The sequence below is a fragment of the Paenibacillus sp. LjRoot153 genome (assembly GCF_964253085.1).
Classification (GTDB): domain Bacteria; phylum Bacillota; class Bacilli; order Paenibacillales; family NBRC-103111; genus Paenibacillus_E.
On the sequence record NZ_CAXUQH020000001.1, the window covers coordinates 6,146,339 to 6,170,624 of the forward strand.

General features: G+C 43.2%; 14 protein-coding genes. 2 read left to right on the plus strand and 12 right to left on the minus strand.

All coding sequences use genetic code 11. The annotated features are described in order from the left end of the window. Window positions 1-132 precede the first annotated feature (132 nt). From ACSQ8P_RS26540 to ACSQ8P_RS26595, 12 genes are all read right to left on the minus strand, one after another. A complete protein-coding gene (locus tag ACSQ8P_RS26540; RefSeq protein ID WP_436237935.1) occupies window positions 133-972 on the minus strand; it encodes a formylglycine-generating enzyme family protein in 840 nt (279 codons plus the stop codon). A 280-nt stretch (window positions 973-1,252) separates the two neighbouring features. Further along, window positions 1,253-1,891 (minus strand): glycoside hydrolase family 11 protein, encoded by a 639-nt coding sequence (locus ACSQ8P_RS26545; protein ID WP_436237936.1) that lies wholly within the window; start codon window positions 1,889-1,891, stop codon window positions 1,253-1,255. Between the two features lie 422 nt (window positions 1,892-2,313). Then, window positions 2,314-3,126, minus strand: coding sequence for a carbohydrate ABC transporter permease (locus tag ACSQ8P_RS26550; protein ID WP_056619182.1), 813 nt, complete (start codon window positions 3,124-3,126; stop codon window positions 2,314-2,316). Window positions 3,127-3,139: 13 nt separating this feature from the next. Next, window positions 3,140-4,024: a carbohydrate ABC transporter permease gene (locus ACSQ8P_RS26555; protein ID WP_436237937.1), complete on the minus strand. Its 885-nt coding sequence runs from the start codon at window positions 4,022-4,024 to the stop codon at window positions 3,140-3,142. Window positions 4,025-4,113: 89 nt separating this feature from the next. Then, complete coding sequence (locus ACSQ8P_RS26560; protein WP_436237938.1) at window positions 4,114-5,469, minus strand: ABC transporter substrate-binding protein; 1,356 nt, start codon at window positions 5,467-5,469, stop codon at window positions 4,114-4,116. 216 nt (window positions 5,470-5,685) lie between these two features. Continuing rightward, window positions 5,686-7,293 (minus strand): response regulator transcription factor, encoded by a 1,608-nt coding sequence (locus tag ACSQ8P_RS26565; protein WP_436237939.1) that lies wholly within the window; start codon window positions 7,291-7,293, stop codon window positions 5,686-5,688. A gap of 1 nt (window position 7,294) precedes the next feature. Beyond that, on the minus strand, window positions 7,295-9,106 hold the full coding sequence (locus ACSQ8P_RS26570; RefSeq protein WP_436237940.1) for a sensor histidine kinase: 1,812 nt from the start codon (window positions 9,104-9,106) through the stop codon (window positions 7,295-7,297). Window positions 9,107-9,388: 282 nt separating this feature from the next. Next, window positions 9,389-15,376, minus strand: coding sequence for a sugar-binding protein (locus tag ACSQ8P_RS26575; RefSeq protein ID WP_436237941.1), 5,988 nt, complete (start codon window positions 15,374-15,376; stop codon window positions 9,389-9,391). Window positions 15,377-15,669: 293 nt separating this feature from the next. Further along, window positions 15,670-18,117 (minus strand): TIM-barrel domain-containing protein, encoded by a 2,448-nt coding sequence (locus ACSQ8P_RS26580; RefSeq protein WP_436237942.1) that lies wholly within the window; start codon window positions 18,115-18,117, stop codon window positions 15,670-15,672. A 33-nt stretch (window positions 18,118-18,150) separates the two neighbouring features. After that, window positions 18,151-18,972 (minus strand): carbohydrate ABC transporter permease, encoded by an 822-nt coding sequence (locus tag ACSQ8P_RS26585; protein WP_436237943.1) that lies wholly within the window; start codon window positions 18,970-18,972, stop codon window positions 18,151-18,153. Further along, entirely contained in the window at window positions 18,969-19,844 is an 876-nt protein-coding gene (locus ACSQ8P_RS26590) for a carbohydrate ABC transporter permease (RefSeq protein WP_436237944.1), read from the minus strand. The genes ACSQ8P_RS26585 and ACSQ8P_RS26590 overlap by 4 nt, the downstream gene beginning before the upstream one ends. A 94-nt stretch (window positions 19,845-19,938) precedes the next feature. Beyond that, window positions 19,939-21,291: an ABC transporter substrate-binding protein gene (locus ACSQ8P_RS26595; protein ID WP_436237945.1), complete on the minus strand. Its 1,353-nt coding sequence runs from the start codon at window positions 21,289-21,291 to the stop codon at window positions 19,939-19,941. 356 nt (window positions 21,292-21,647) lie between these two features. Here ACSQ8P_RS26595 and ACSQ8P_RS26600 point away from each other — a divergent pair, with 356 nt between their 5' ends. Next, a complete protein-coding gene (locus tag ACSQ8P_RS26600) occupies window positions 21,648-23,276 on the plus strand; it encodes a sensor histidine kinase (protein WP_436237946.1) in 1,629 nt (542 codons plus the stop codon). Window positions 23,277-23,290: 14 nt separating this feature from the next. Continuing rightward, the gene (locus ACSQ8P_RS26605) at window positions 23,291-24,055 is read left to right on the plus strand and encodes a response regulator transcription factor (protein ID WP_436237947.1); all 765 of its coding nucleotides are present in this window, start codon (window positions 23,291-23,293) and stop codon (window positions 24,053-24,055) included. Window positions 24,056-24,286 lie beyond the last annotated feature (231 nt).

Genomic DNA, 24,286 nt, shown 5'->3' on the forward strand with positions numbered 1-24,286 from the left:
CGAAATATTCAAGTGATTGGCCGTCGACTAGAAAAATCGTCCGTTCAGGCATAGCGTTTAACTATGATCCTCTATCTGCTCTCAGCCGTTTGATTCTCACTTCAAGTCATACTTGGTACGCCTTGTTCCCGATTACTCGCCTCGACACACACGAAAACCTTGATCAGGGCCAAAACCACTTGCCTCGAACTTGCCTCGAAAAGATAACTGGCTGTTGCTGACATCGCCAATCCAACCGCCGCCCTTCGCAACCCGGTAAGACCCGCTATTACTATCCAAGTCTCCGTACCAGTTCCAGCTCCATTCCCTTACATTACCTGACATATCGTAAAGTCCTAACTCGTTGGGTTTCTTGTCACCGATAGATTTTGTTTTATTATGGTTACTTTCTATCGCAGGCCAGTTCCAATCACCTGATAAGTATTTATCTCCAGCGTTTTTCCAATACCATGCTACTTCATCTGCATTATTGCTTCCGCTGTAAGTGTAACTCTTGCTCATTTGACCTCCACCTGCAGCATATTCCCACTCCGCTTCTGTCGGCAATCGGTAACCATTAGCTTCCGCATTAATCGTTACTGTCCATTTTATATTATCGTTATCACTCTTATTATTCGAGTCAATTTTATTCTTGTCTATATTGTAATACAGTTTTAAGCCCTCTTTTATACTTCTTTTATTACAGTACTCAACAACGTCATACCAGCTTACCATTTCTACCGGCAAATTGTTGCCTTTGAATTCGGAGGGATTACTTCCCATTACCTCAATCCACTCTTTTTGAGTTACCTCATATTTGCCGATATAAAAGTCCGATATTTTTACACTTTTTCCATAGTAGTTGGACTTTGTGTTCATAAAAGTCCCGCCTTTGACGAGTATAAAGTTATCATTCTTTTCAGATTTTTCTTGCGAACAAGCGCTGACAACAACCAACATTCCCATTAAAAAGAAAATTAATAGCTTTCTCATAGATATATCTCCTTTAAACTGATAGGAAAAAGGGGTCGGTTCCCTCCATAATAAATATGGTTTCAGATAAGCTCAAAACCCGCTTATCCGCGAAGACGTTCCCGTCCGCGCCCCTTCACTCTTCTGAAAGGTAATATTCAAGTAGTATGTAGGTTAGACATATATAAGGCCGCCGGCTGTGAGACCGGCCGACCTTAGCAATATCAAATGATTAAAAGACTTTCTCAATATTCTAAAAACCGTCAGGCGCCCGTCAGTTGCCCTGCTTGCTGGTGAGCTGTTACCACACCGTTACGTTCGAGCTCCCACTACTTTGATATCCCTCTGTCGCTAATACCTGGTAAGCCCAACTACTCCCCAGATTCATTCCTTTACTCTGCCATGCGTTAACGTGGTTACTAAAAGTGATAGCGACGTTGCTACCGGTCGCTCTTTTCGATTGTCGGACACTCCAGAACTGGGTGAAAGTTTGTGTGCCGTCAATGGAAGGTGCGTTGGTTCGCGTAGTCGTATATATGTCATAAGTGCCCCCATCACTGGTCACAGTGCCTTTATACGTTCCAGTAGGTCTATATGTACCCCAGCTATCAACGACGTAATATTCTATGAGTGAGTTCCTCGTCCACCCATAGAGTGTCAAATACCCATTGCCGGACGGTGCCCAGACGCCAGCATTATAGTTAATTGTCCTAGTTGCTGATCCGATATTCCAGCCTTTACCGACAACAAAATTTCCTGAATTTGTCCAGTTAACGCTGTAATTACCACCAGATCCATTGACAGCGTTTACAGTTCCACCGCCATCGGTCCAATTTTGCCAGTAGTCTGTCGCTGCACTTGCGGTTGCTGCAAACAAGCTGGTACAACCTACTGTAGCAGTAAGAACTAACGTCAAGAACTTCTTTTTAAACTTTAACATTGTCTACCTCCTAAAATATTTTTATTTGTCACAACGTACCTACATACTACTTGAGTATTACCCTTTGTAAATTACCTCCTCCCTAAGTAAATCATAGTACGTAAGCGCATACATTACCATTTAACAAATTAAAGCATATACCCCCTGTTTTTACTAATTTTCAAAATGTATAAAGCTGCTCAACTAATCTGAATTGAATGAATAAATGAAGCCACCAGAAATAACTGGTGGCTGTTGAATTTACACTGATTGTAAAGGCCGTACAGTGAATTTCCACTATAAGTGGTTATTTTCTTGTAGCTTCTCTTTAGACATCTTAGAACTGCCAACCGGAGATCGTAACGAAGAATCTGTATGTGTTGATCGCCAACACATTAGCGAATACCAGCCGTTGAAGACTTCCCACAGTGTGCCTATTACTCTTACTTCAAAATAGCACCTGCAGTCAATGCATTTTCAATCTTTTCATTACCTATCATATATACAATAATCATAGGCAAACTCGAGAGCACCATCGTTGCACCAATAAGTCCCCAGTCTGAAACCCCGACGCTAACGAAGAAGCTTAGCAAGCCGACAGTTAACGGCCGAAATTGATCTTTAGAAGCTATAATGAAAGCAAGCGGGAACTCATTCCAAATACGCATGAACAATAGTACGCATTGTGTCATTAGCGCTGGCGTGACAATCGGAAAAATAATTCTGAAGAATGTCTGATAAACGTTCGTCCCATCTATACAAGCAGCTTCCTCCAATTCCTTAGGAAGTGAACGGAGAAAGGCAAATAACATCAGCACACAAGAAGCGATTGCGAATCCGGAATACGGCAATATGAGTCCCCAATAACTATCCTTAAGATGTAACCATTTTATTAATTGAAATAATGGAATTAATACAACTTCAATAGGCACGATCAACCCTAAGGACACATAGAGTAATGCCGCCGAATTGAATCTCCATTGCATTCGGCTCAGACAATACGCAAGCATACTCCCCGTCGTCAGTGTGATTGCAATTGTCCCTATGGTATAAATCAAACTGTTCTCGAAGTAAACAAAGAAATGATATTTTGACAACGCTTCACTATAGTTTATCCAATCCCATGAATAGGGAATGCCGAATTGATTATTATAAGCTTCACTTTTGGACTTAAGTGACATCGTAATCATCCAGTATAAGGGAAACAGAAATGTACAGCCTATCGCTAGCCAAAATACACGGCTTAAGTATTTCATGATGGTCTCCTCCTTAAAACTCCAGTTTTTCTCTGGCGACGAACCGTTGAATCAGAAAGGAGATGAATAGGCACTCTAGAATAAATACAACCGCAATAGCCGTTCCTTTACCAAATTCTGACGTTTCGAATGCCACATAATACATTTGGTAAATAACCGTCCTGGACAAATCTCCCGGACCTCCGGCTGTCATGACGCGGACTTGCGAATAGAATGCCATGGAACCTAACGTAGACAAGATTAATACGTATTTCGTTACATCTTGAAGCAGTGGAATCGTAATTCGTAAGCAGACTTGGGTAAAACTAGCACCATCAATTAAAGCAGCTTCGTAATAATTTTTGGGGATCGTCTTGATTCCCGTATAGAATAGCATGGCGTTCAGCCCAATGTATTGCCATAGAAATGTCAATCCGATGCTTGGCATCACAGTGTTCTTTTCAGTAAGCCAGGAATGAGTCCAAGCTTCAAGACCTACAGATCTCAGAATACTGTTAAATAACCCATAGGTTGGTTCATAGAAGGATATCCACATTTCTGCGACGACCGTAACTGACAAAATTGCGGGAAGCATGGCAGACGTTTTAAAAAAACGACGCAACTTTAGAGTTTGAACATCCATAAAAAGAGCAAACATTAAGGAAAGCGGTAAACCCAGAAAGACGGAAATTCCTACAATTAGATACGTATTCTTATGAGCAGTCCAGAAAGAAGCAGAAGCTAGGATTTCCTTATAATTATCTAAACCAACAAACCCTAAAGTTCGAAAACCATCATGATTATTCAAACTCATCCAAATTTCAGGCAAGAGTGGATAAACACAGAAAACGGTAAACAGAATCAACGCAGGTGCGGAAAATACAAATATGGACAATTTGGTGCTGTAGTACTTGTTCATGGCTCTCTCCACCGTCTGATTTGATTTAGAATCCCCCCGGAACTCAATGTTCCAAGGGGGACTCAGTTTATGAATTGAACTTATATAATTTACTTTTTAAACCACGTATTTTCACTCCAGATCTTGCCCATCTCCGTACTAAACTTATCAGCTGGATATTGTCCCGTCAGCAATTTCGCCCCTTGTGTCGCAAGCTCTGCCGATGTTTTTGCATCCAACGAGTTAAGTGCGAGTGAAGCAATTTTGGTAGGGATAGGATTGTACCAGTTAATGAATTTTTTCATTAACGGCTTAGGTTCCGCCACTGTATTCCCTGTCTTCAAGGCAATTGGGGCACCCGTAGATTCAAAATATTGAGCGTCTGCCATAGCTAGAAATTCCGCCAACTTTACTGCCTCTTCAGGAAACTTGGTTTTTGCGCTAACTGCATATCCGTTCAATGGAGATCCCCAGAACTGAACATGCTTAGTTGGGTCGTATTTGTCGCTAGCACTTGGGAACGGGAAGAAATCGACTGTATCATCTTTCGCCAAATTCGGAAGCTCCCAAGTAAACATCATGTACATAGCTGCCTTCTTAGCTGTAAACATTTCGTTGGCTGGACCGTAATCTAGATTAGCAATACCTTCCGGAAAGACACCTTCCTTAACCATCTTCTCAATGCGAGACACCCCCGCCTTGACCGCCGGATTACTGAAGTCTGTCTTATTGCTCACAAGATCTGCCATCGCTTGCGGATCGCCGATTTGGATCATCTGCTGAAGCAGGAAAAGCTTTGGTCCCCATCCATCTTTGCCAGGAGTAACCGCTGGTACCATGCCCTTACTTTTTAATTTCTTCGATACTTCGATAAATTCGTCGAATGTTTTCGGTACTTGCACCCCTGCTTGCTCGAACATGTCCTTATGGTAGAAAATGACCGGGGTGAAATACGTATCCGCTCCGGAAGACAAGCTGTAAATCTTTCCGTCAACATGTTTCAATGCATCAGGAACAGCGAATTTGTTCAAAAACCCGTCCTTGGTGATCGGTGAGGTTAAATCCATAATACTGCCGGTATTGTTCAATGGAGTAAAGTAACCTGCGTCGTTCCAGAATACATCAGGCATATCACCTGCAGCGTTAAACGTTTTCAGTTTATTCGCCATATCTTCGCCGCCGCCACCTGGCTCAAATTCAATTTCTACGTTCGGAAACGCCTTGGCAACGTTCGGTTTAATATGCTTTTCCATGATATTATTGCGATTCTCGTCCGTAGTGATAGTTACAACTCTTAGCTTTACCTTCTTATCACTCCCAGCCTTGTTTTCTGTCGTTGCCGCCGGGGTTGGTGAATTTCCGGTGGTTGCGGAAGGTTGGGCTTCATTCTTCGTACTACAACCTGCTGAAACGAGAAGCATACCTGCCATCAGAGAAGTGCCGAGTACCTTTACTGTTCTTACCATTTGTTGACCTCCTAAGTTTGATCAAAGTAAATTGTATCTATTTGGTTGATCCCTCAATGGAAGCGGTATCATCCTTAATTTCATTCTACGGATTCCATATAAATAATTACAGAGACTATTCTCGGACAGAAAGGAAAATTGTTTGCAATTGCAAAAAAAAGACGCAATGAGACATTATCGATAAATGCCTCATTGTGCCGTATTCTTAAAAGTACTTTATTGGACATTGTTCACGTACTTACTAGGAGTAATTCCAATATACTTCTTAAAGCATTTACCGAAATAATTGGCATCAGCGTACCCAACTTGACTTGCGACGTATTGAACAATCTTCTCTCCTTGATCGAAAAGTCCCTTTGCTTTCGTGATGCGTATTTCGGTCAAATAGTCGTTAATTGTAATGGAGGTTTCTTTTTTAAACACATAACAGAGATGATTGTAGTTCATATGGACACTCTTCGCGAGATCTACGATACGTAGTTCTTCATTTCCATAATGACTTTGAATATACGCTTTTACCTCGTCCACGACTTTAGCCGCTCTATTTTGCTTTCTGCCATGTACATGTGCAATCACTTTGAGAATCAGGTTACTAATCCATCTCTCCAGTTCGCCAAAAGAGTTCATCTGTTGAATGAACTGAAAAATATCAGTTTGAGCCGTATCCTGAAATACATGTTCGAAGCTTTGAGACATCTCATCCAAAAATTCCAAACAAGTGGATACGATTTCAAGTGCGGCAACAAACAGCATTTCAGTGGAAGCGTTCTTGGTACGAGCATCCTGGAAAAAAGTCGTGAGCCACTCTTCTGCCTCAGAGAGATTACCTATTCGCATACTCATCAACAGTCCGATTCTCCTTTCTACGGAGAATAAACTGACCTTCATACCCGATTCGGCAATCATGGAATGAAGTATAACTTGATTGCCGCCTAAAACAAACCGATGTTTCAAAGCAAATAACGCTTCTTGGTAGGACACGGATATCGATTCAAAGGCAGGGTATCCATTGCCAACGCCGATCGTTACCGTACATCCCAAAGTCGCCTGAACCGATTTCCTAATCGCTTCACTAATCGCTTCCATTCTGTCGTAAGAAGCCTTAGGAACGCCAATTATCATAACAACCCGATCGTTGGTATCGTGGCAACTCGCAAACGAGTATGTGTTTCGAATAAATTCTTGAGCTATATCTTGAACAGCCAGCTTGCGAATGTGCATATCTTCTTTGGTAACATGATCATCTTGTGAATCAATATCGACTACGACCACCATATGAAATGGAGCATCCAGATTGATACCCAAATACTGCAACCGTTCTGAAGAAGATGAGGGGTCTATAACTCTACTACCCTGCAGCCATTCATTCAATAATCGCTCCTTCAACATCGGCATATGCTCTTTTGCCTGCTTCTTTAAGTGTTCATAATCCAGTTTTACGGCGTGCTCCTTGTCAATCAGATTTTTAATCTCAAGTAGGGAGCTTTTAAGTTCATCTTCGTCAATCGGTTTGAGCACATAATTAAAAACCCCAAGCTGCACGGCCATTTTGGCATATACAAACTCGCTTTGACCTGTTAACATGATAAATTTTGTTTCCTGATCAGATTGTTTAGCTTTCTGAATAAATGCCATGCCGTCCATAATGGGCATATTAATATCTACCAAGACGATATCCGGTTCAATTTCAGACATCAATGAGAGAGCTTCCTCTCCATTCTTCGCTTCGCCGGCGATCTGGAAACCCAACTCTTCCCAAGGCAATGAAATTTTCAACGCTTGTCTAAAGTAATATTCATCATCGACAATGAGTACCTTTAACATCTCATACCTCCCGCAATGGTTTGAACGGCAAACGGATGGTAACTCTGGTATATAAGCCTACTTCGCTTTCTACCTCTAATCCGTATCTGTCCCCATACAGCATTCTAATCCGATTATGGACACTTCTAACTCCGAAGCCAGTTCTTTCACTGGTGTCCGAAACTTCCCTCAACAATCCCTTTATTTGCGATTCTTCGATTCCCACGCCGTTATCATAAATTTCAATACGCACCTCGTCACCCACGCGGCGCCCAGTGATCCTCAATAAGCCTTTTTCCATTTTCCTCTTAAGTCCATGATAGATAGCATTTTCCACGATCGGCTGCAACGTTAACTTCGAAATTAAACACGACATAATTTCCTCGTCAATATCCATTGAATATTCCATATACTCCACATAGCGCAATTGCTGGATTTCCAAATAACTCTCAGATAGTTGCATTTCTTCTCTAAGCGAAATAATATCGTTACCTTTGCTTAACGAAATTTTATAGAAATTGGCCATATATTTCGCTGCTGTAATGGCTTCTGTTTTCATATTCAACTTAATAAGGGATATGATCGTTTCAAGGGTATTATACAAAAAATGGGGTTGCACCTGCGTTTGCAGCAATTTGAATTCAATCTCGGCCTTCGTCTTCTGTTCCTCAACATTTTCGGCCATTAGTTCTTCGATACGATCCATCAAATTATTAAAAACATCGTTTAAATAACCGATTTCATCCGATGATTGGTACGAGCTTCTGACCGTCAAATGGCCAGTCCGAATGTCTCTCATCGTTCTGGAAAGTTGGAAGATTGGCCTGGTGATCGATCGGGACAATAAATAGGAGATAATAAATGCGAACAATAGACATAATGAGCCGATCCAAATAATTAATTTGTTAATTTCTTTGCGCTCCACCGTAATTTCATCAATTGGAATAACACTTACAATCGACCATTCTAATGGTTCCAATCGGTGAGTAGATACCAGCACCTTCTCGCTCCCGTTTCCTTGAAAGAAACCTGATTCTACTTGTGTCGAATTAGGAATTGATATCGAGGTTGCCTCTTTGAAATCCAGGTACAAATTAGCTTTATTCTGGGAGGAGATGATTTTCCCATATTGATCAAGAATATAGAAATTTCCTCCCTTGTAATTCATTTTCCTTTCATAAATAGAGGCGATAACCGTTTCTTTTACATATAAAACAACCAATCCAACCGTTTTTCCAGTATCTTTATGGATCACAGTTTTGGAAACAGCAAATACGTTATCATCTCCTTCATAGCGGAATTTGAACTTCATTAACCCTGTCAAGACAGGCTCAAAGGAATGATCAGTGGCTTCTGGACCGGATCCGAATATGCGGGACGCAAACTCATTATCCGCAAAGCCGACATCGACCCATTGATGATTCGAGGTGAGAACACTTACCGCTTTGATATTGGTATTGGGTTCAACAATGTTGCTAATGACTTCAGAGAGTGTCTTCTTCATCGATAAATTATCTAATCCCCCCACATGTTGAGAGGCGGATGAGTTATTATTTTCTAAAAAATCGCTATATAGTTCGTTTTGTAACCTATAATCGGTTGCCAATATTTTTGAATAATCTTCAACTGTAGTGATTAATGTCTGCAGGTTATTGTCGATAAGAACGAGTTCCCTTGATGAATTTTTGACTGCTTTCTCGATAATTGCTTTTTGAGAGACGATGTTGGCGAAAAGTGCAATAATTGAAATCGAAATAATAATAATTAAAATATTTGTGCTGAAGATTTTGTTTTTAATGGAGATTCCACTGAAATATTTCGTAAACCATTTCATGTTGGTGCCACCTCACCTTTCAACCAAAGCAGATAAACTGTAATGTAAGCGTTTACTAATGAGCCAGCTCATCCCATTCCCACCATTATATAAGCAAGAAATTAACAATACAATATTCATTCTTGTAAGAATTTTGGCATGAAAAGCCCAATAAGCACATGTCATCTTGAAAGAGACATACAGCTTATTGGGCATTAATCTAGCGAAACCCGCATTACGAATCCTGACATACGAACCACCGTTCACTCTTACAACAGTTCACGGCAGCCGGCCAATACTCTCTTAGTGTTTGGATAACAAATACCGGGCATCCCTGAGCAAGTAGCCTGAAGCTTGCGCAGAGATATGCTTGCCGCTTTGCGCCTGAACTTCACTCACGAAATCGGCCAGACTGTTTGCAGTGAGCTTGCTCTGCAAGCTGTTCGCAATGCCTGCGTTATCGATCCATCCGGCATTCTTAAAGCGTGAGACCAGAGTTTGCAAGGATTGGATACTGGCAGTCGTCTGGAACGCGATCGTCCGGCTACTCGTATTCCCTGCCAGATCGCTTGCCGTCACGATCAGCATGTGCGAACCGAGAGGCAGCGTATAGAGTGGAATCGTCGCTCCTTGCTGTACGCCATTTGTATCCAGCATGATCGTTGTTTTGCTGCTGTCCACTCCGGACAAGTTATCGCTGAGCGTCAGGATTGGCGTGATATCCATGGAATCACTGTACGAGCCGTATACTAGGCCGGATACCGTAATCGTCGGAGCGGCCTGATCCAGGTTGAAGCTGATCGTTCTCGCTGCTTCCACATTGCCGGCATTGTCCGTCGAACGGTAACTCACGGTATATTTGTTGTCTTGGCTAAGCGTTACCGGAGCCGTATAGGTTAACCATGTGCTGCCGCCGTCCAGGCTGTACTCCGTCTTGGCCGCACCTGAGAGATTATCGGCTGCGCTAAAGCTTACCGTTACAGCTTCTGCATACCAGCCATTGCTGCCGTTAGGAGCTTCGGGATTAACAGATAAGTCTGTAACAGGTGCCTCCATGTCAATGTTCACTGAAGCTGTATGCGACTGTTCCACATTGCCAGCGTTATCCACGCTCCAATAAACGAGGGAATGAGTGCCTTCGCCGACAATGTACACTGTCGTTCCTGCCTGTTGAACTCCGCCATCTATCGTGTAATACGTCTCTCCGACGCCAGACCCGCTATCAGTTGCCGTCAGATTGACCACTGCATCATGATTAACCCAATAGATCGGTGCATCATCGGCCGTTGTCGGTGGAGTCGTATCGCCCTCTTGACCGCTGATTGAGACCAGCGCGCTGCCGCTCAAACTGGACCCGTTGGCTATCGCCGTTACTTTCACGACGCCGTTCTTTTTGGCCGACAGCAATCCTGTCTCGCTGATGATCGCCGCATTTGTCTCCGAACCGTCTTCTGCGGTTACCGACCATACGACGGGCACTCCCGCCAACATTTGCAGCGTGCCGGCTTTCGTCGTGATGGAGGTCGCTCCAGCAGCGCCGGTAACCACCGGCGGCTTGCCCACAAGTGTAACCACACCCCATTGTGAACCGTTAGCATAGGACTGTCCGGTCACGTCGTGCCACATGATAATGTCCTGACGGCCACCCGTTGCTTTCGCGTCATTGATCTGCAAATCAAATCCAATTACACGATCAACCGTAGGAAGGACAGCTTTAAAGGGGATCTTCGTTTCAATGTAATAACCGCCATCCACGACTTTGGCAAAAGACTCAAAACCCGCACTGATACTGCCTGGATTAAAGCTTTTCGAATTAAGATAGTTAATACGGTATTGTCCCATACCTGTGCCGTAGGAGGTTTGTTTACTATTGGTCTCATCCACAAAGATCTCGACCGAGTCCTGCTCCCACGCGTTGCTGCTGCTGTTGTTCAGCTCAGGGGATTTTACACGCACCAGAACATACAGGTTAGTATCGTCCCATAGCACTTTAGCGGAGCCATCCGTCGGACCGTTCACCATTGTCAGATGCTTAAATATCGGCAGCGTGGCGGTCTTATCCCAGAGCAGGTCGAGCACGGCCCCGCCGAGAACAGGCGTACCGTATATGGCAGTCGCAACTCCGCTGGGTACCAGTTGAAGCGCTTTGCTCGCGTTACGGAGCGCGTAATATGAATTGTCCACTGCTGCCTGCCCGATCTCACCATTTGAGAGCGCTGTTTTGGCCTCACTTAATGCGCTTGCAAAAGCGTTCCATGAATTGCTTGTATAAATGGTAGCTTCCTTGTTATTGGCGGCCTCTATCAAGGCAGTCAGCAGGTTTTTGTCGACCGCGGAGACAATTGGGTTCGCGGGTCCACCACGGCCCGCTTTGACATTGTTAAAATATGTTTCTACTTTCGTAATTTCATCCGTTGTCAGCACCCTGTTGTAGATGAGAATCTGCGAGACCCTACCCAGGAAGCGGTAAGGGGTTGCAGCCGCCATCGTGTAACCTACGCCCAGATCCGAGCTGTTCCCTAAAAGTGCCTTAGCGTTGGTTCCAGTTCCGATGACATTGTTATTAACAAAAACGGCTCTATTGGTTCCGTTTAGCTGCGCCCGAACGCTGGCCAGACCGTCAGTGGCTGTTGTTGTAATTTGTTGCCCGCCTCCCGATACGCTGCCATCCGTGTTACCAAAGCGGACGTTAACTCTGTTTGTTCCTACACCTAGATTAATACCGCTCCAACCGCTGTTGGCCGCCCAAGTTTGGTAAGACTCGTTCAATCCGAAATAAACAAGACCATTTTGGTCACTCGAGTTGTTGGCTGTGGTTGTTGGTCTAACCAGCGCGTATATCGTCATCTGCGTACTGCCGTTATAATTTTTAAAGCCTGCAGCTTTTAGCGGCCTTGACATCGCTGCGAAATCTACATAGTCGTATCCATCGTTCTTTAGCGTGGGGTTGCCATTTGGTGTTCCAAGATTATCGCCACCGCTACCGGGGACGTTCGCTGGGACAAGCTTCGCCGGGACGCTTCCCATATTTGTCCATCCAATCACATTGCCACTGCTATCTTTTTCCACGCCCTCATCAGCCTTGAGCCATAAGTCAAGACCATTTCTAGGAATATCGACAGGCGTCATATCGCGCACCACAACACGAGCGTGAGACTGGCTGAGTACATCGCCTTCTTTCGACCGTACATAAATAATGTATGGACCGGGCAACTTTGGCGCGGTTATTTCTATCATGTTGCCGGAGGCCATTGTTTCTTTGTCGCTTTCAATAAAATTTCCATCGCTCGATGAGGAAATCCATATCTGTTTTGTGGCGTCGTCCAAATCGTACGCAAACCTGACTTTCCCGCCGGGGGCTACTGACACGTCAGCCGGGAGCAGCCTATTCGCCACCGATACTGTGGTGGTAAAGTTGAGGGTTATGGCAGGCGTCGAAGTGCTGCCTACCAAGGTCCAGCTTCCTTCGGTGCGGATTTCGTACCCATTCGCCACGGGCTTGCCGTTAAGCGTAAAGGTGTAATCAGTACTCAAAGTCAGTTTAAGCGGCCGTACCGCTGAAACTTCGTAGCTTTTCCCATTTTCCACATTGGTTGCTGAACCGCTCGCATCGACGTATACCGTATACTTGGAAGTCGCCGTTTCTCTGCCGTCTCCATATTTGATATATAGTTTGTATTCTCCTGCGGCAGACGGAGCGTTGATTGACTTAACGTCGCCGGCAGCTTTTGTCATCGTATTGCCTTCATTAAAGACAGTTGTGTTCGCGGGCGCGAGCCAGACAGTGTCTTCAGCCTTTAGCAGACCCCTGCGGTTCAGTTTTTCACCTTTACCCATAATGACGTTGGAAGCCAGCTCAAACTCCGTATCGGCAATGAGGCTTCTTGGGATCATCTTCGTATATTCGTTAGTAAGGCCCGAATTCAAAACGATTTCGTTGCCTTTAAGTGGCCAAATGCGGCTTGTGCTTTTGTAATTGTCAAAAGTAGTCCTAGGGGCGCCATTCTGGTTGTTGTCCCCGTCCACATAACCTTGGACCATAATCATATCGCTTTTGCGCTTCCAGTTATTAAACTCAATAAGACGGCTCTGTCCAGGGGCATAGGAGAGCTTTGCCTGCACGACGTTGCCTATCATCTTAATGAACGTGCTGCCTTCGTCGGGATGGAACCCGTTCATCCAGTTGTTGGAGCTCGTGGGTTTATCCGTTGGATTTGGGTTAAGGAAGTTGTAGTTCATCTCGGTGAAATTCGTCCAGTTGTCAGAATTCCAGTTACTATTCTTGTTAGTGACGGGATCGTTTGTCAAAGGATAGACGGTGTTGATGGTGTCCCATGTCCCTCCACCTGGCAAATTACCCGGATCACCCTGCCGTCCCAGTGAGTAAATGGCTCCGGAGTCGTTAACTACCGTGCAAATTTCCTCTACCCGGTTATAGTTTATTTTGTTATTCCTGGAAGTCGTAGATATTGCTGGAGACCTTGCGATGCTCGTTTCACTCGTACCATTGTAAGGGCCACCGGTCTTGTTGGTCCCTTGGGCGGTAAAGCCGAACCCGTCATACTCGTCCCAACCCCATCCGATGCTCATGGCGCCGTAAGTGGTGTCATAGATGTAGTTGTGCAGTACCTGCATATTCGTTGTGTAGAAAGAAGCCAGTGCGTTGGCGCCCGGGAATCCGTAGCAGGTCCTGTACAAAAAGTTATTTGTAATATAAATATTCTCCGGCACGGCTTCCGTACCCGCCGTAAATTTCTCCTTATCAACGCCAGCCCAGTTCCTTATTGGCGTGCCTGAGACCGAAACACTAGATTCATGCGTAATCGCTACATCGTTTTCATAGATATGCTGCGGATGTCCGATTACAATGCCGGAAGCGAGCGTATCTACGATATAGTTGCCCGAGATTTCGATATCCTTGGCATCGTTTTCTACATGGATGCCATTAAATCCAGTTAGTCCAATCTCACCGTTCAGCACTTTGATGTTCCTCGCCGCGTTGATCATTACCGCTGCTGGCGGTATGTCATACCCCCGGTAGAAAGTCTCATGCCAGTTTATGCTGCTGGGGAAGTAAACTTTGTTCACGATAGAGCCCTGAACGGACGCATAGCCGCGGGAACTTGTTGTTACCGGACCGGACCCGTCGCTATATGTATAGGTGCCCGTCAGTTCAGTCAGTTTGTAGTCGGTATGGGCAAACTTCAGCCCGTTGAAAGTTATGTTTTTGACACGACCATCGTCCGAGCCCGCAACAGGGTTCAACCGATCTCCTACAGGGATCCCTCTAATGTCGAGGACCGTCTCAAGCCTTGGAATGACCACGTCGGCAGTGTTGATATCTTCGCCTGCAAGCGGGATGTAGTAAAGCGTGCTTTCCGCCTGGTCGAAATAAAAATCTCCGCGTTTGTTGAAGAACTCGAAAGCGTTGCGGATTACTTGATTGTTACCAGGATTGTATTGCGTGTTATTACCCAAAGACTGTGAAATGAACCCATACGGCATCTGGAACCGGAACATGATACCGCCGGGCTTGTTGCTGGCTGCCGGCGCCTGTTCGATCGATGCGAAGGTGATAAAAGGCCTCGCCCATCTGGCTGTGGAGCCGCCCGTGCTTTCGGCTTCGATGTTTTGGGGGTTTTTCGTTGCCGTCGTCAGTCCTACGCTGGCATCGAATACGATACCCGCCCGGATGTTGGTGCCGTTTTGCCACGCCCAAGGGTTATTGGCAGCGGTAAAGCTGGCTGTAGGGGTGCCGGTAACGGTTCTGTTGGCCGAAGCTATTTCCGAGCTCTTCGTCATGGTGGCGCCCTTATCGTTTACATAGAGTGCGCGCAGCTTATCGCTCCGGTTAAGGGTCGTTTTATACGCCTTTAAGCCGCCAGTCTGGGTAAGGCCAACAGCTTCTGTCCATACGCCTTTTTCCAACATTTCACCAGCGCTGATTACCGGCTTCGCACCCGGCGCCGCCTCATAGCGAATCGTGCTGCTTGCACTTCCGGAATCATCTTTGTCAAAAACTAGGGTTTCATCAAGCGGATAATATCCATCCGCAATTTGAACGATGATATCACCGCCCGTCTTAGGCAGAGTCCTTACTACTGTTTTTGCCTTGGCAAGCGTTTTGTACGGCTTTGCTTGTGTTCCGTCGCCTGTGTTATCATTGCCATTTGTAGCAACATAGATCGTTGCGCTTGGCACACTGGTAGCCGCAACTACCGACCCTGAAAATGGTAACATGGAAAATAGCATTACCAAAGTCATAATCCAAATGAATGCTCTGTTTCTCACTTTCATAAAACCTCCTTGGAATAGCAATTTATAAACTGTTCTGGTTAGCACGACAGTAGGAGTTTTGTTCGAATCACCCCCTTCCATTCCGAACTTAACAGTGTTATGTAAGCGATATCATTTCTGAGTTCATTGTAGTTTTTCACGACTCTTTCGTACAGAGACAATCATACGGACAGAAGGAATTTTGTAGGAACATTGATTGGACATCGTATAAGAATGCCAAGGTAAGACAAGGAAAAGCTCAAGTACCATTTGGTAACGTACTCAAGCTATATCTTGGCTATCTCCCCTTACAAGTCTTTTAGCGTGATTTCTATGTAGTTTCCTGTGTAGTGAATTTGCGTTTTCTTCTCTGCCTCCTTGAGAGATCCATCACCATCATTAACACCATAAAATGTTAGATTAAATGACTGATTTATGCTCATCCCGAGATAAGTGCCTTCCCGCTCTTTGATAATGAAAGTTCGGTTCTCCTCATCCCACACCATAGGAATTAGCGCGTAAGCACCCTTTTCATAGTTATAATTGTCGCCTTCGTCTTCATAGTAATCGAATGTGCCGTGCTGCCCCGTGTAGACACGAATGTGTCTATTATCATCCGTACGTTGTTCAGCAAACTGAATACTTCCGCCCATAGGCACGATCGATCCAGCCTTCACATATAGCGGTATACGGTCAAGAGGAGCCTCAGCTTCTATCATTTGCCCACCATCAAAGATGCGACTGGTCCAGAAATCGTACCACGCCGTTCCTGTTGGCAAATACACATCTCTGGTTTTCTTCACACCTTCTAGCACTTCAGAATTACTATTGTAGTACATGGGCTCAGTGACTGGATTTACTAAAAATGCAGGACCAAACATAAACTGATCTCCAATGTTATATGTGTTCGGATCATGCCTGAAGTCAAATGATAACGCTCGCATGAACGTATAATCATAGTGATGAACGTGGGCAGATAAGGAATAGATGTATGGCATTAATTCGTATCGAAGACGGAGGAATTTAACAATGGCATCATAGACAGGCTCACCTGGCTCACCAAATCGCCATACCTCCCTGGGAGTATCCGTTCCATGAGAACGAAACATCGGAAGAAACGAACCATACTGGAACCAGCGAGCATACAATTCCCGGTAACCCATATCCTGGATGCCTGTGTCGTAATCGCCATTCCAAAACCATAGTTCAGGTTTGTTTTGAACAAAGAAAGCTCCGATATCTAACGTCCAATATGGCGATCCTGTTGCGCAAAAATTCAATCCAGCTGGGATTTGCTTCCGCAGCGTCTCCCAATTTGCTGCAATGTCCCCCGACCATGTTACCGTCCCGTAACGATGCTGCCCTGCATAAGCTGAACGGGTCAGGTTCACGACGCGTTTGCTCTCCGTGGTTTGGCGTTGCCCTTCATAAATGCCTTTGGAATGCAGCAAGGAATACGCGTTAATGAACTCCGGATCAAGATAAAGCTTCGCTTCTTCTGTGTTAATTTGCATCCGTTGTTCGGGTTCAGGCTTAATAGATCCATGCCAATCTGCTTCGAAAGGCTCTGTGCAATCACACCACCAAGCATCAATACCATGTACAAAAAGACCCTCGTTTGCCTGTTTCCAGTACAATTGTCTGCCTTTTTCCTGGAAAGCGTCATACGTTGCTTGATTGCCAAGCAAGCAACCATTTTCATTCATTTCCTTATTGTTGTCGCTCTGAGGATTCATAATGGGCCAGATAGAAACCATCAATCGTGCATTCATCCCGTGAAGCTCTTCCACCATAGCTTTCGGATCTGGAAACCGCTCAGGATCGAGCGTTTTCTGACCCCAAAGTTCTCCAGTCCAGGACTTCCAATCCAGCACAATGCAATCAAGCGGCAGTCCTCGTTCACGGTACTCGCGAACAACGGCTATCAATTCTTCTTGCGACGTATAACGTTCTTTGGATTGGACATAACCGTATGACCACTTGGGCAGCATCGGCGCTTTTCCAGTTAATTCACGGATCCCATGCACAATACTGTCCATCTCCGGACCAAGAATGAAATAATAATCCATTTCATCGTCTACTTCTGTCCATATATAGGAACCAAAAGCATCATCTCGAAACGTCATCATGGAATAGCTGTCCACTACAATGCCATATCCACGCGTAGATACAAGGACGGGAACAACCGCCTTCATATTTTGTTGATACAAGTATTGATGCGTTCCCCGCAAATTCATTACGCCTTCTTCGTGCGAACCCAAGCCGTATAATGCCTCATCTTCCATCCATTCAAACTCAAGCTTTGTATGAAATGCCTTTCGATCTCTCACTTTGGTCACGTTGTCAGCCCGGACACGCAGGCCATCGGCTCCCTGTCCAGCTTCAATATTGGCGGATTCATCAAATACGGATTTCATAACATCCATAGGAACCAGCGTTTTGCCTCTACGATCCGGCTCTTTCGTTAGTACAGCTCCTGATGCATCCAGATAAGTAAAAGCCCCCGTCTTCTTGAGGATACGGATTGTCAGTTCTGCCGTTGAAAATACTAGATGACTTTGGAGATCTTCTACGGTGAAGGAAATCTTCGAATCAGGCAAACCTGTTATCATTAGACTTTTCTGCGTACTAAATTCAGCTTCCAATGTATAGCGAATCCTAATGATCTTGTTGGAATATGGGGCAAGCATGATTCTCCCGCTTGTCGTTTCTAGCAGCAGACGATCCTTCTGCACAATATGTCGAATGATTTGCATCATGATTCTCCTTGTCAAAGAAATATGAAACCACTACCCTTTTACCGAGCCAGATGTCATACCAGAAATAATGTATCGCTGACCTAATAAATACAAAATAACTGCAGGCAGACAGGTCATTACAATATCAGCACTCACTAAATTCCAGTCCATTTGATATTGGCCGAAGAAATTATAAACAGATAACGTCATGGGCCACTGTTTGGCATTGTTTAAGAAGTAGAGCGGAAGTAAGAATTCATTCCATGAATTAATGAAAGCTAGAATAAATGTGGTCACTACAGCAGGCATTAATAAGGGAAATATGATGGAGAAGAATAGCTTTAGTGGGCCGCAACCATCAATAATACCGGATTCGTCGAGTTCTTTGGGAACAGTTCCCACAAATCCATATAAAATAAATACACTGAATGGAATTTGCACGACTGCGTACAGAATAATAATTCCGATTTGCGTATTCATCAAATGAGTCATTTGCATCATCTTGGTTAATGTAAAATAATTGATGGGCAAGGCAATGCCTAAAATTAAGAAAAAGTAAAGGAAACGATTCAATCTTGAACGATTTCTAGAGTAGATGTAGGCTGCCATAGCGGATAATAAAATACATAGAATTGTAGAAGCTCCGGTATAAAATAAACTGTTCAAAAGCGAACGTAGTAATTTCCCTTTTTCAATAACGACCAGGAAGTTTTCGAAATGTAGTTGTTTAGGCAAATCAAAACCCATCGAGCTAGCCTGCGTTTTATCCTTTAAAGAATTAATCACAATTAACAGGAGTGGAGCTAGCGTGATCATGCTCACGATCCAGGCAGCCATATTTTTCAAACCATTCTTTACCATGCTCAGCTTCATTTGCCCACCTCATCTTCTTTGCTCATCCATTTGACTGCAAAAAAGCCAATCACGATCATAACGAGAAACATGACTGTAGACAAAGCAGTACCTACACCATAACGACCGAGGGAAAATTCCTTAAACACACCCGTATACAGTACTTCTGTCTCGTAGCCTGGTCCTCCATTCGTAAGCGCGTACACAATATCAAACACTTTGAATCCATAGATAAAATTAAGAACTGTTGTAACTGTAAGCGCCGGCATCAATAGTGGAACAATGATATGCTTGAATTTATTCCAAAAGTTAGCTCCATCCATTTCCGCAGCCTCATAGTACATATCCGGAATGGCCTGTAGACCTGCCAGTAGAATGACCATGATATAACCGACCCCTTTCCAGGTATCGACAGCAATAATGGATTTAAAGGCCAAATGGATATCCGTCAGCCAACTTTTAGCCAAAAATTCCAAACCGATGGATCTTAGGAACTCATTGACTAATCCAACTTCAGGATGCAATACGGACTTGAAAATTAATCCTACAATTAATGTAGGAACGATAACTGGCATAAAGATAACCACACGATGAAAGTTTTTACCTTTAATGCCATGATTTAATATCAGAGCAAGGAAGAGCCCGATTCCCGTTTTCAATATGGCCGTTGTTATCGTGAACGTAACTGTATGATTTAAATATGATACGTATTTCTCATTCCCTGAGAAGATCGTTCGAAAATTATCAAGTCCAATGAATTCAATTCCTTCGCTATAACTGTTCCAGTCTGTAAAAGAAAAGTAAATTCCCATAAATCCTGGAATTACAAAAAACAGCAGATACAGTACCAATGCGCCAATTGAAAAATAAAAGGGATATATGCTTTTGTTCATTGTAGGACTCTCCGCTCCATATTATCTTCAGTAACAACCCAGCAAGAGGTATTATCCTATCCACTGGGCTGTTCTGATTTATACTTTGGTTAAACTATTGTGCCCAAGCAGGGTCTTTGGCTGCTTTTGCCGCATCGCTTCTTCTTTTGTCGATGCTTTTCAAAATATCCTTAGGCTGCATTTTCCCTGAAAACATCGCTGAAATGTCTTTCCCCATATCCATCCATTGCGGATTTAGGTAACTAATGGATGTTTGATACACGGTGCCTTGTTTTTTGCCATACGTATCGAAGAATGCCTTTTGATCAGGTGTATAACGGTTCTTAATATCTTTGAAATTCAAAGCTAAGAACTTCGGCTCGTTATCCAAAAAGAATTGCAAGTTTTCTGGCTTCGTCAGATACTGAAAATATTTCTTTGCCAAATCAATATGTTTGGATCCTGAATAAATAAATTTACTTGGCGCAGCAGGATTCACATTTAATATCTGATTGTCAGCAAGCGGCATCAAGAAATAGCCAAATGTATCCGCTTTAACCTCTGGGAACGCTTTTTCGATTTGCGCCGGCAGCCCAAGATTATACACCGTCATAGCATATTTGCCGCTTGCCATGTTCTTTTCTGTATCGGCGTACGTATTTGAAAAGTAGTTATCTCCCATGTAACCCGACTTCGCAAGTTCATTGAGTTGCGTAAGTGCCTGCTCCATAATCGGTACGTTCGCGAATTGCTCCTTATTACTATTTAGCTTATCCGTTAATCCAGGATTGACTTCTTCGAATTTAGGCCCAAGCTCAGGAAACCAAAGCACATGATGCCAGCCATCAGACACGGGTTCATAAATAGGCGTCGTGCCTGCAGACTTGATCTTCTCTGATACCGCTTTAAAATCAGCATAAGTAGTCGGTACTTTGAGGTTTAGCTTTTCATATATTTTTTTGTTATATACGATAACCCAGTCATAACTTGGATCCCAAATGGTCAGTGCATACACCTTTTTATTATAGGATCCTTGTTCTACAAAAAGAGGGTCTTCTCGTTTTACCCATTCTTCACCACTTAAATCAACCGCATTTTTTTCGACCCCGTACAAATTGTTCAAATCAAGCTGTCCGTCCTGTCCACCGAAAATATCCGGGGCTTCCTTCGCATTGAGTTTCGTCTTCAAAATATTCTGGTACTGATCTGATGGAACGATTTGGTAATCAATATGAATGCCTGTCTCCGCTTCAAACTTCTTTGCGAGCTGCATTTCGGAATCCTTTATCCAATCTTGGCTAGCCATGTAGGTCAGTGTAACTTTTTCTTTAGGCTTTTCTGTAGGTTTCGCACTATTGGTAGCACTGCTTGAAGCTGCTGGTGTTACGGTCTCCACTTTACTTCCACATCCTGCTAACATAGACGCCATAATCCCAATCGACATAATCACCGTAAATGTTTTTTTCATTGGTCTCGTTTCCCCTTTTCACTTGTGGTCGATAATGTTTACGCTTTCATTATATATGCAATTCATTTCCATCTTCCATGGATTTACAGTGCTTTATAACTGGACATTCTTTACCTCGTCAAATTTCTTTTGACAATTCACTATAAACACCGCAAACTAAACATAAAAAATCTTATTCATGTATTCAGTAGGAGACTATGGTCATTCACAAACGTACCATTCGATTCGTTCTTTTTCAGACCTATTCCTTAATCATCATAGTGGTACTATCGTTAGTGGTTGTACCTTTTTATATGTGGTCATCCGATTTATTAAAGAAAAAGGCTGTTGAATCTCTTGATAATCTCTCACAATCCATGCAGGACAAATTAGACCTAGAAATAAGAAGAATTGACGCTGTATCCTTAAATATCTTGTATTCCAATCTAGTGAAAGACAGATTCCTCAAATTCACTGAGGGATCTGGCGACTCGATCAATAACAATAAAGATCTAGCAGACATTTTAGTTGCAGCAAATGGACCTGCTCTCCCCGTTAATCAAATTAATTTATATGATTTAGGAGGAAACATGTTTGGATCCGGCATCGACAACCGGAGAACGAAAGTAAACTTGCCTAATAAACTTTGGTATGAAGAGGTGCTCGCAAATACCAACGGCAAATACATCACAATTCCGGAGAAGGATGATGAGCTTTCACTATTCCTATCCTCCAAGGATGCGTATTCCATCTCACTGGTTCGGTTGTTTTTTGATGCTAATAATACCCCAGAAGGTATCGTAGAAGTCAAGCAAGATGCAGACAAATTATTTACCAACATTAATGATTACATGAAGCACAACTACGGGCAAAAGGTTATTGTATATAATGATATTGGGGACATTATATATCCCATTGACCCCAAAGCTAAGGAACTAATTTCTTACTTTACCCTTCTGCAAACCAATTCCCATTCAGCTATCAGTAACATCCGTAACTCTATCACAAATGAGAAAGAAATTTATAGTATCGCTCATTCCGAGTACACAGGTTGGAACATTGCTCTCATTGTCTCCGAACAGCAATTATTAGGCCCCTTAAATGATTTTACCAAGAAAATCGCCATGGTTAGTTTCGCCATTCTACTACTTGCTATTTCCCTTTCTTACCTTGCAGCTAAACGAATCACAAAGCCCATAGCAAGAATGCATGCCACTATGAAATCCACAAATTTAGTAGGTATCACCTCTCATACACATTTGGAACTAAACAGCGGTTTAAACGAGCTTGATCGCTTGCAGTTCGCTTTTAACAAGATGAGTGAACGACTGAAAGAATCGATGGACCAATTGTTAATGTCCCAGTTACAGGAACTTCAAGCCAAAATGTTAGCGCTTCAATCGCAGATGAATCCACATTTTTTATACAATACATTAACTACGATTTCCATCATGGCCGAAGAGAATATGAACGAACAAATTGTAATCATGATTGAGAATTTATCCATGATGTTAAGATACATATCCGCTGATAATTCATCTCTTGTTCCTTTAGAAACTGAACTAGCCTATACCGAAAAGTATCTGGAATGCATTAAAATCAGACATAAACAAAACGTTATGTATACATTTGAAATGGCAGAGAATATGCAGAATATTCCCGTTCCAAGATTAATTATTCAACCGCTTGTTGAGAATTCACTAAAGTACTCATCCAAACTGTTACCTCCATGGACAATTAAGGTGAGAGGGTATCAGGAGAACGACCACTGGTTCGTAGAAGTTACCGATAACGGACCTGGATTTGATCAGAGAGCCATCGCTGAATTTAATAATAGGATTCAGGAAATCGAACAGACCGGGATTATTCCTGGCCTACAGCTTGATGGAATGGGGCTACTGAATATTTATCTCAGGCTGAAAATTTCTTACAGTACAAATATGTATATGCAAACCGTTAACCTACCTGATGGCGGGGCAAAGGTTATCGTTGGAGGAAAATGTTGAAGGGGTGCGTCGAAGTGGAGCATACAACACAGATTCGCGTTGTAGTCGTTGAGGATGAAGAATTGATTTTGAATAATATCGTTAAGAAAATTCAATCTCTAGATACTTCCTTTGTTATCATTGGTACTGCTCAAGACGGTTTGTCCGCGCTGAAGGTTCTTGAAAATAATACTGTCGATGTTTTATTTACGGATATTCAAATGCCTGCCATTGATGGATTAGAGCTCTTAAAGCAAGTGTCACTTCAATTTCCCCATATAGAAAAGGTAATCATCAGTGGTTTCAACAATTTCGATTATGCGCGTCAAGCTATTAAATTCAACGTAAACGAATATTTGTTGAAACCGATCATAACTAGCGATTTGGAACAAGTCCTAATCAAGATCAAGATGTCGATTGAAAACAAAAGGCAGTTACCTAAGTCACTGCCTTCCTCCGAGAAAAATATGCGTGCACCTGAAGAAATTGTGAAGATGATTCAACTATATTTAAAAGAAAACTTTTATGAAGAAATTACACTGGAATCAATCTCCAGGCACTTTAATTTTCATCCTTCTTATCTTAGTAAAATTTTCATCAAACATTCAGGGGGACCACCTTCCAAATACTTAACAACAGTGCGAATAAATCACGCCAAATATTTGCTTACAAAGGAAAAGAATCTCTCTATCAGAGAAATCTCTCAGCGTGTAGGCTATCCAGATCCTTATTATTTCAGTAGAATTTTTAAACAAGTTGCAGAAAGAACCCCAACGGAGTATCGAAATTTGTTTGAGTGAATGAGTAGGCAACGAGAATTCCGCAGGCAACTTCCATTCGCCCGAATCCAAATCCTTCGTCTCCAGCGGTATATATCCTCTTAATCCATACTCATCAATAAATAAGTACCATTTGTCCTCCACATTAGATTTAAATAGGATAGGACCTTCACCGCTCTTCATCCATTTGTTTCCGATATTCTCGCCGATCAGGGTAAAATAAAAAAAAAAAACTCCTAGACTACCCCACAC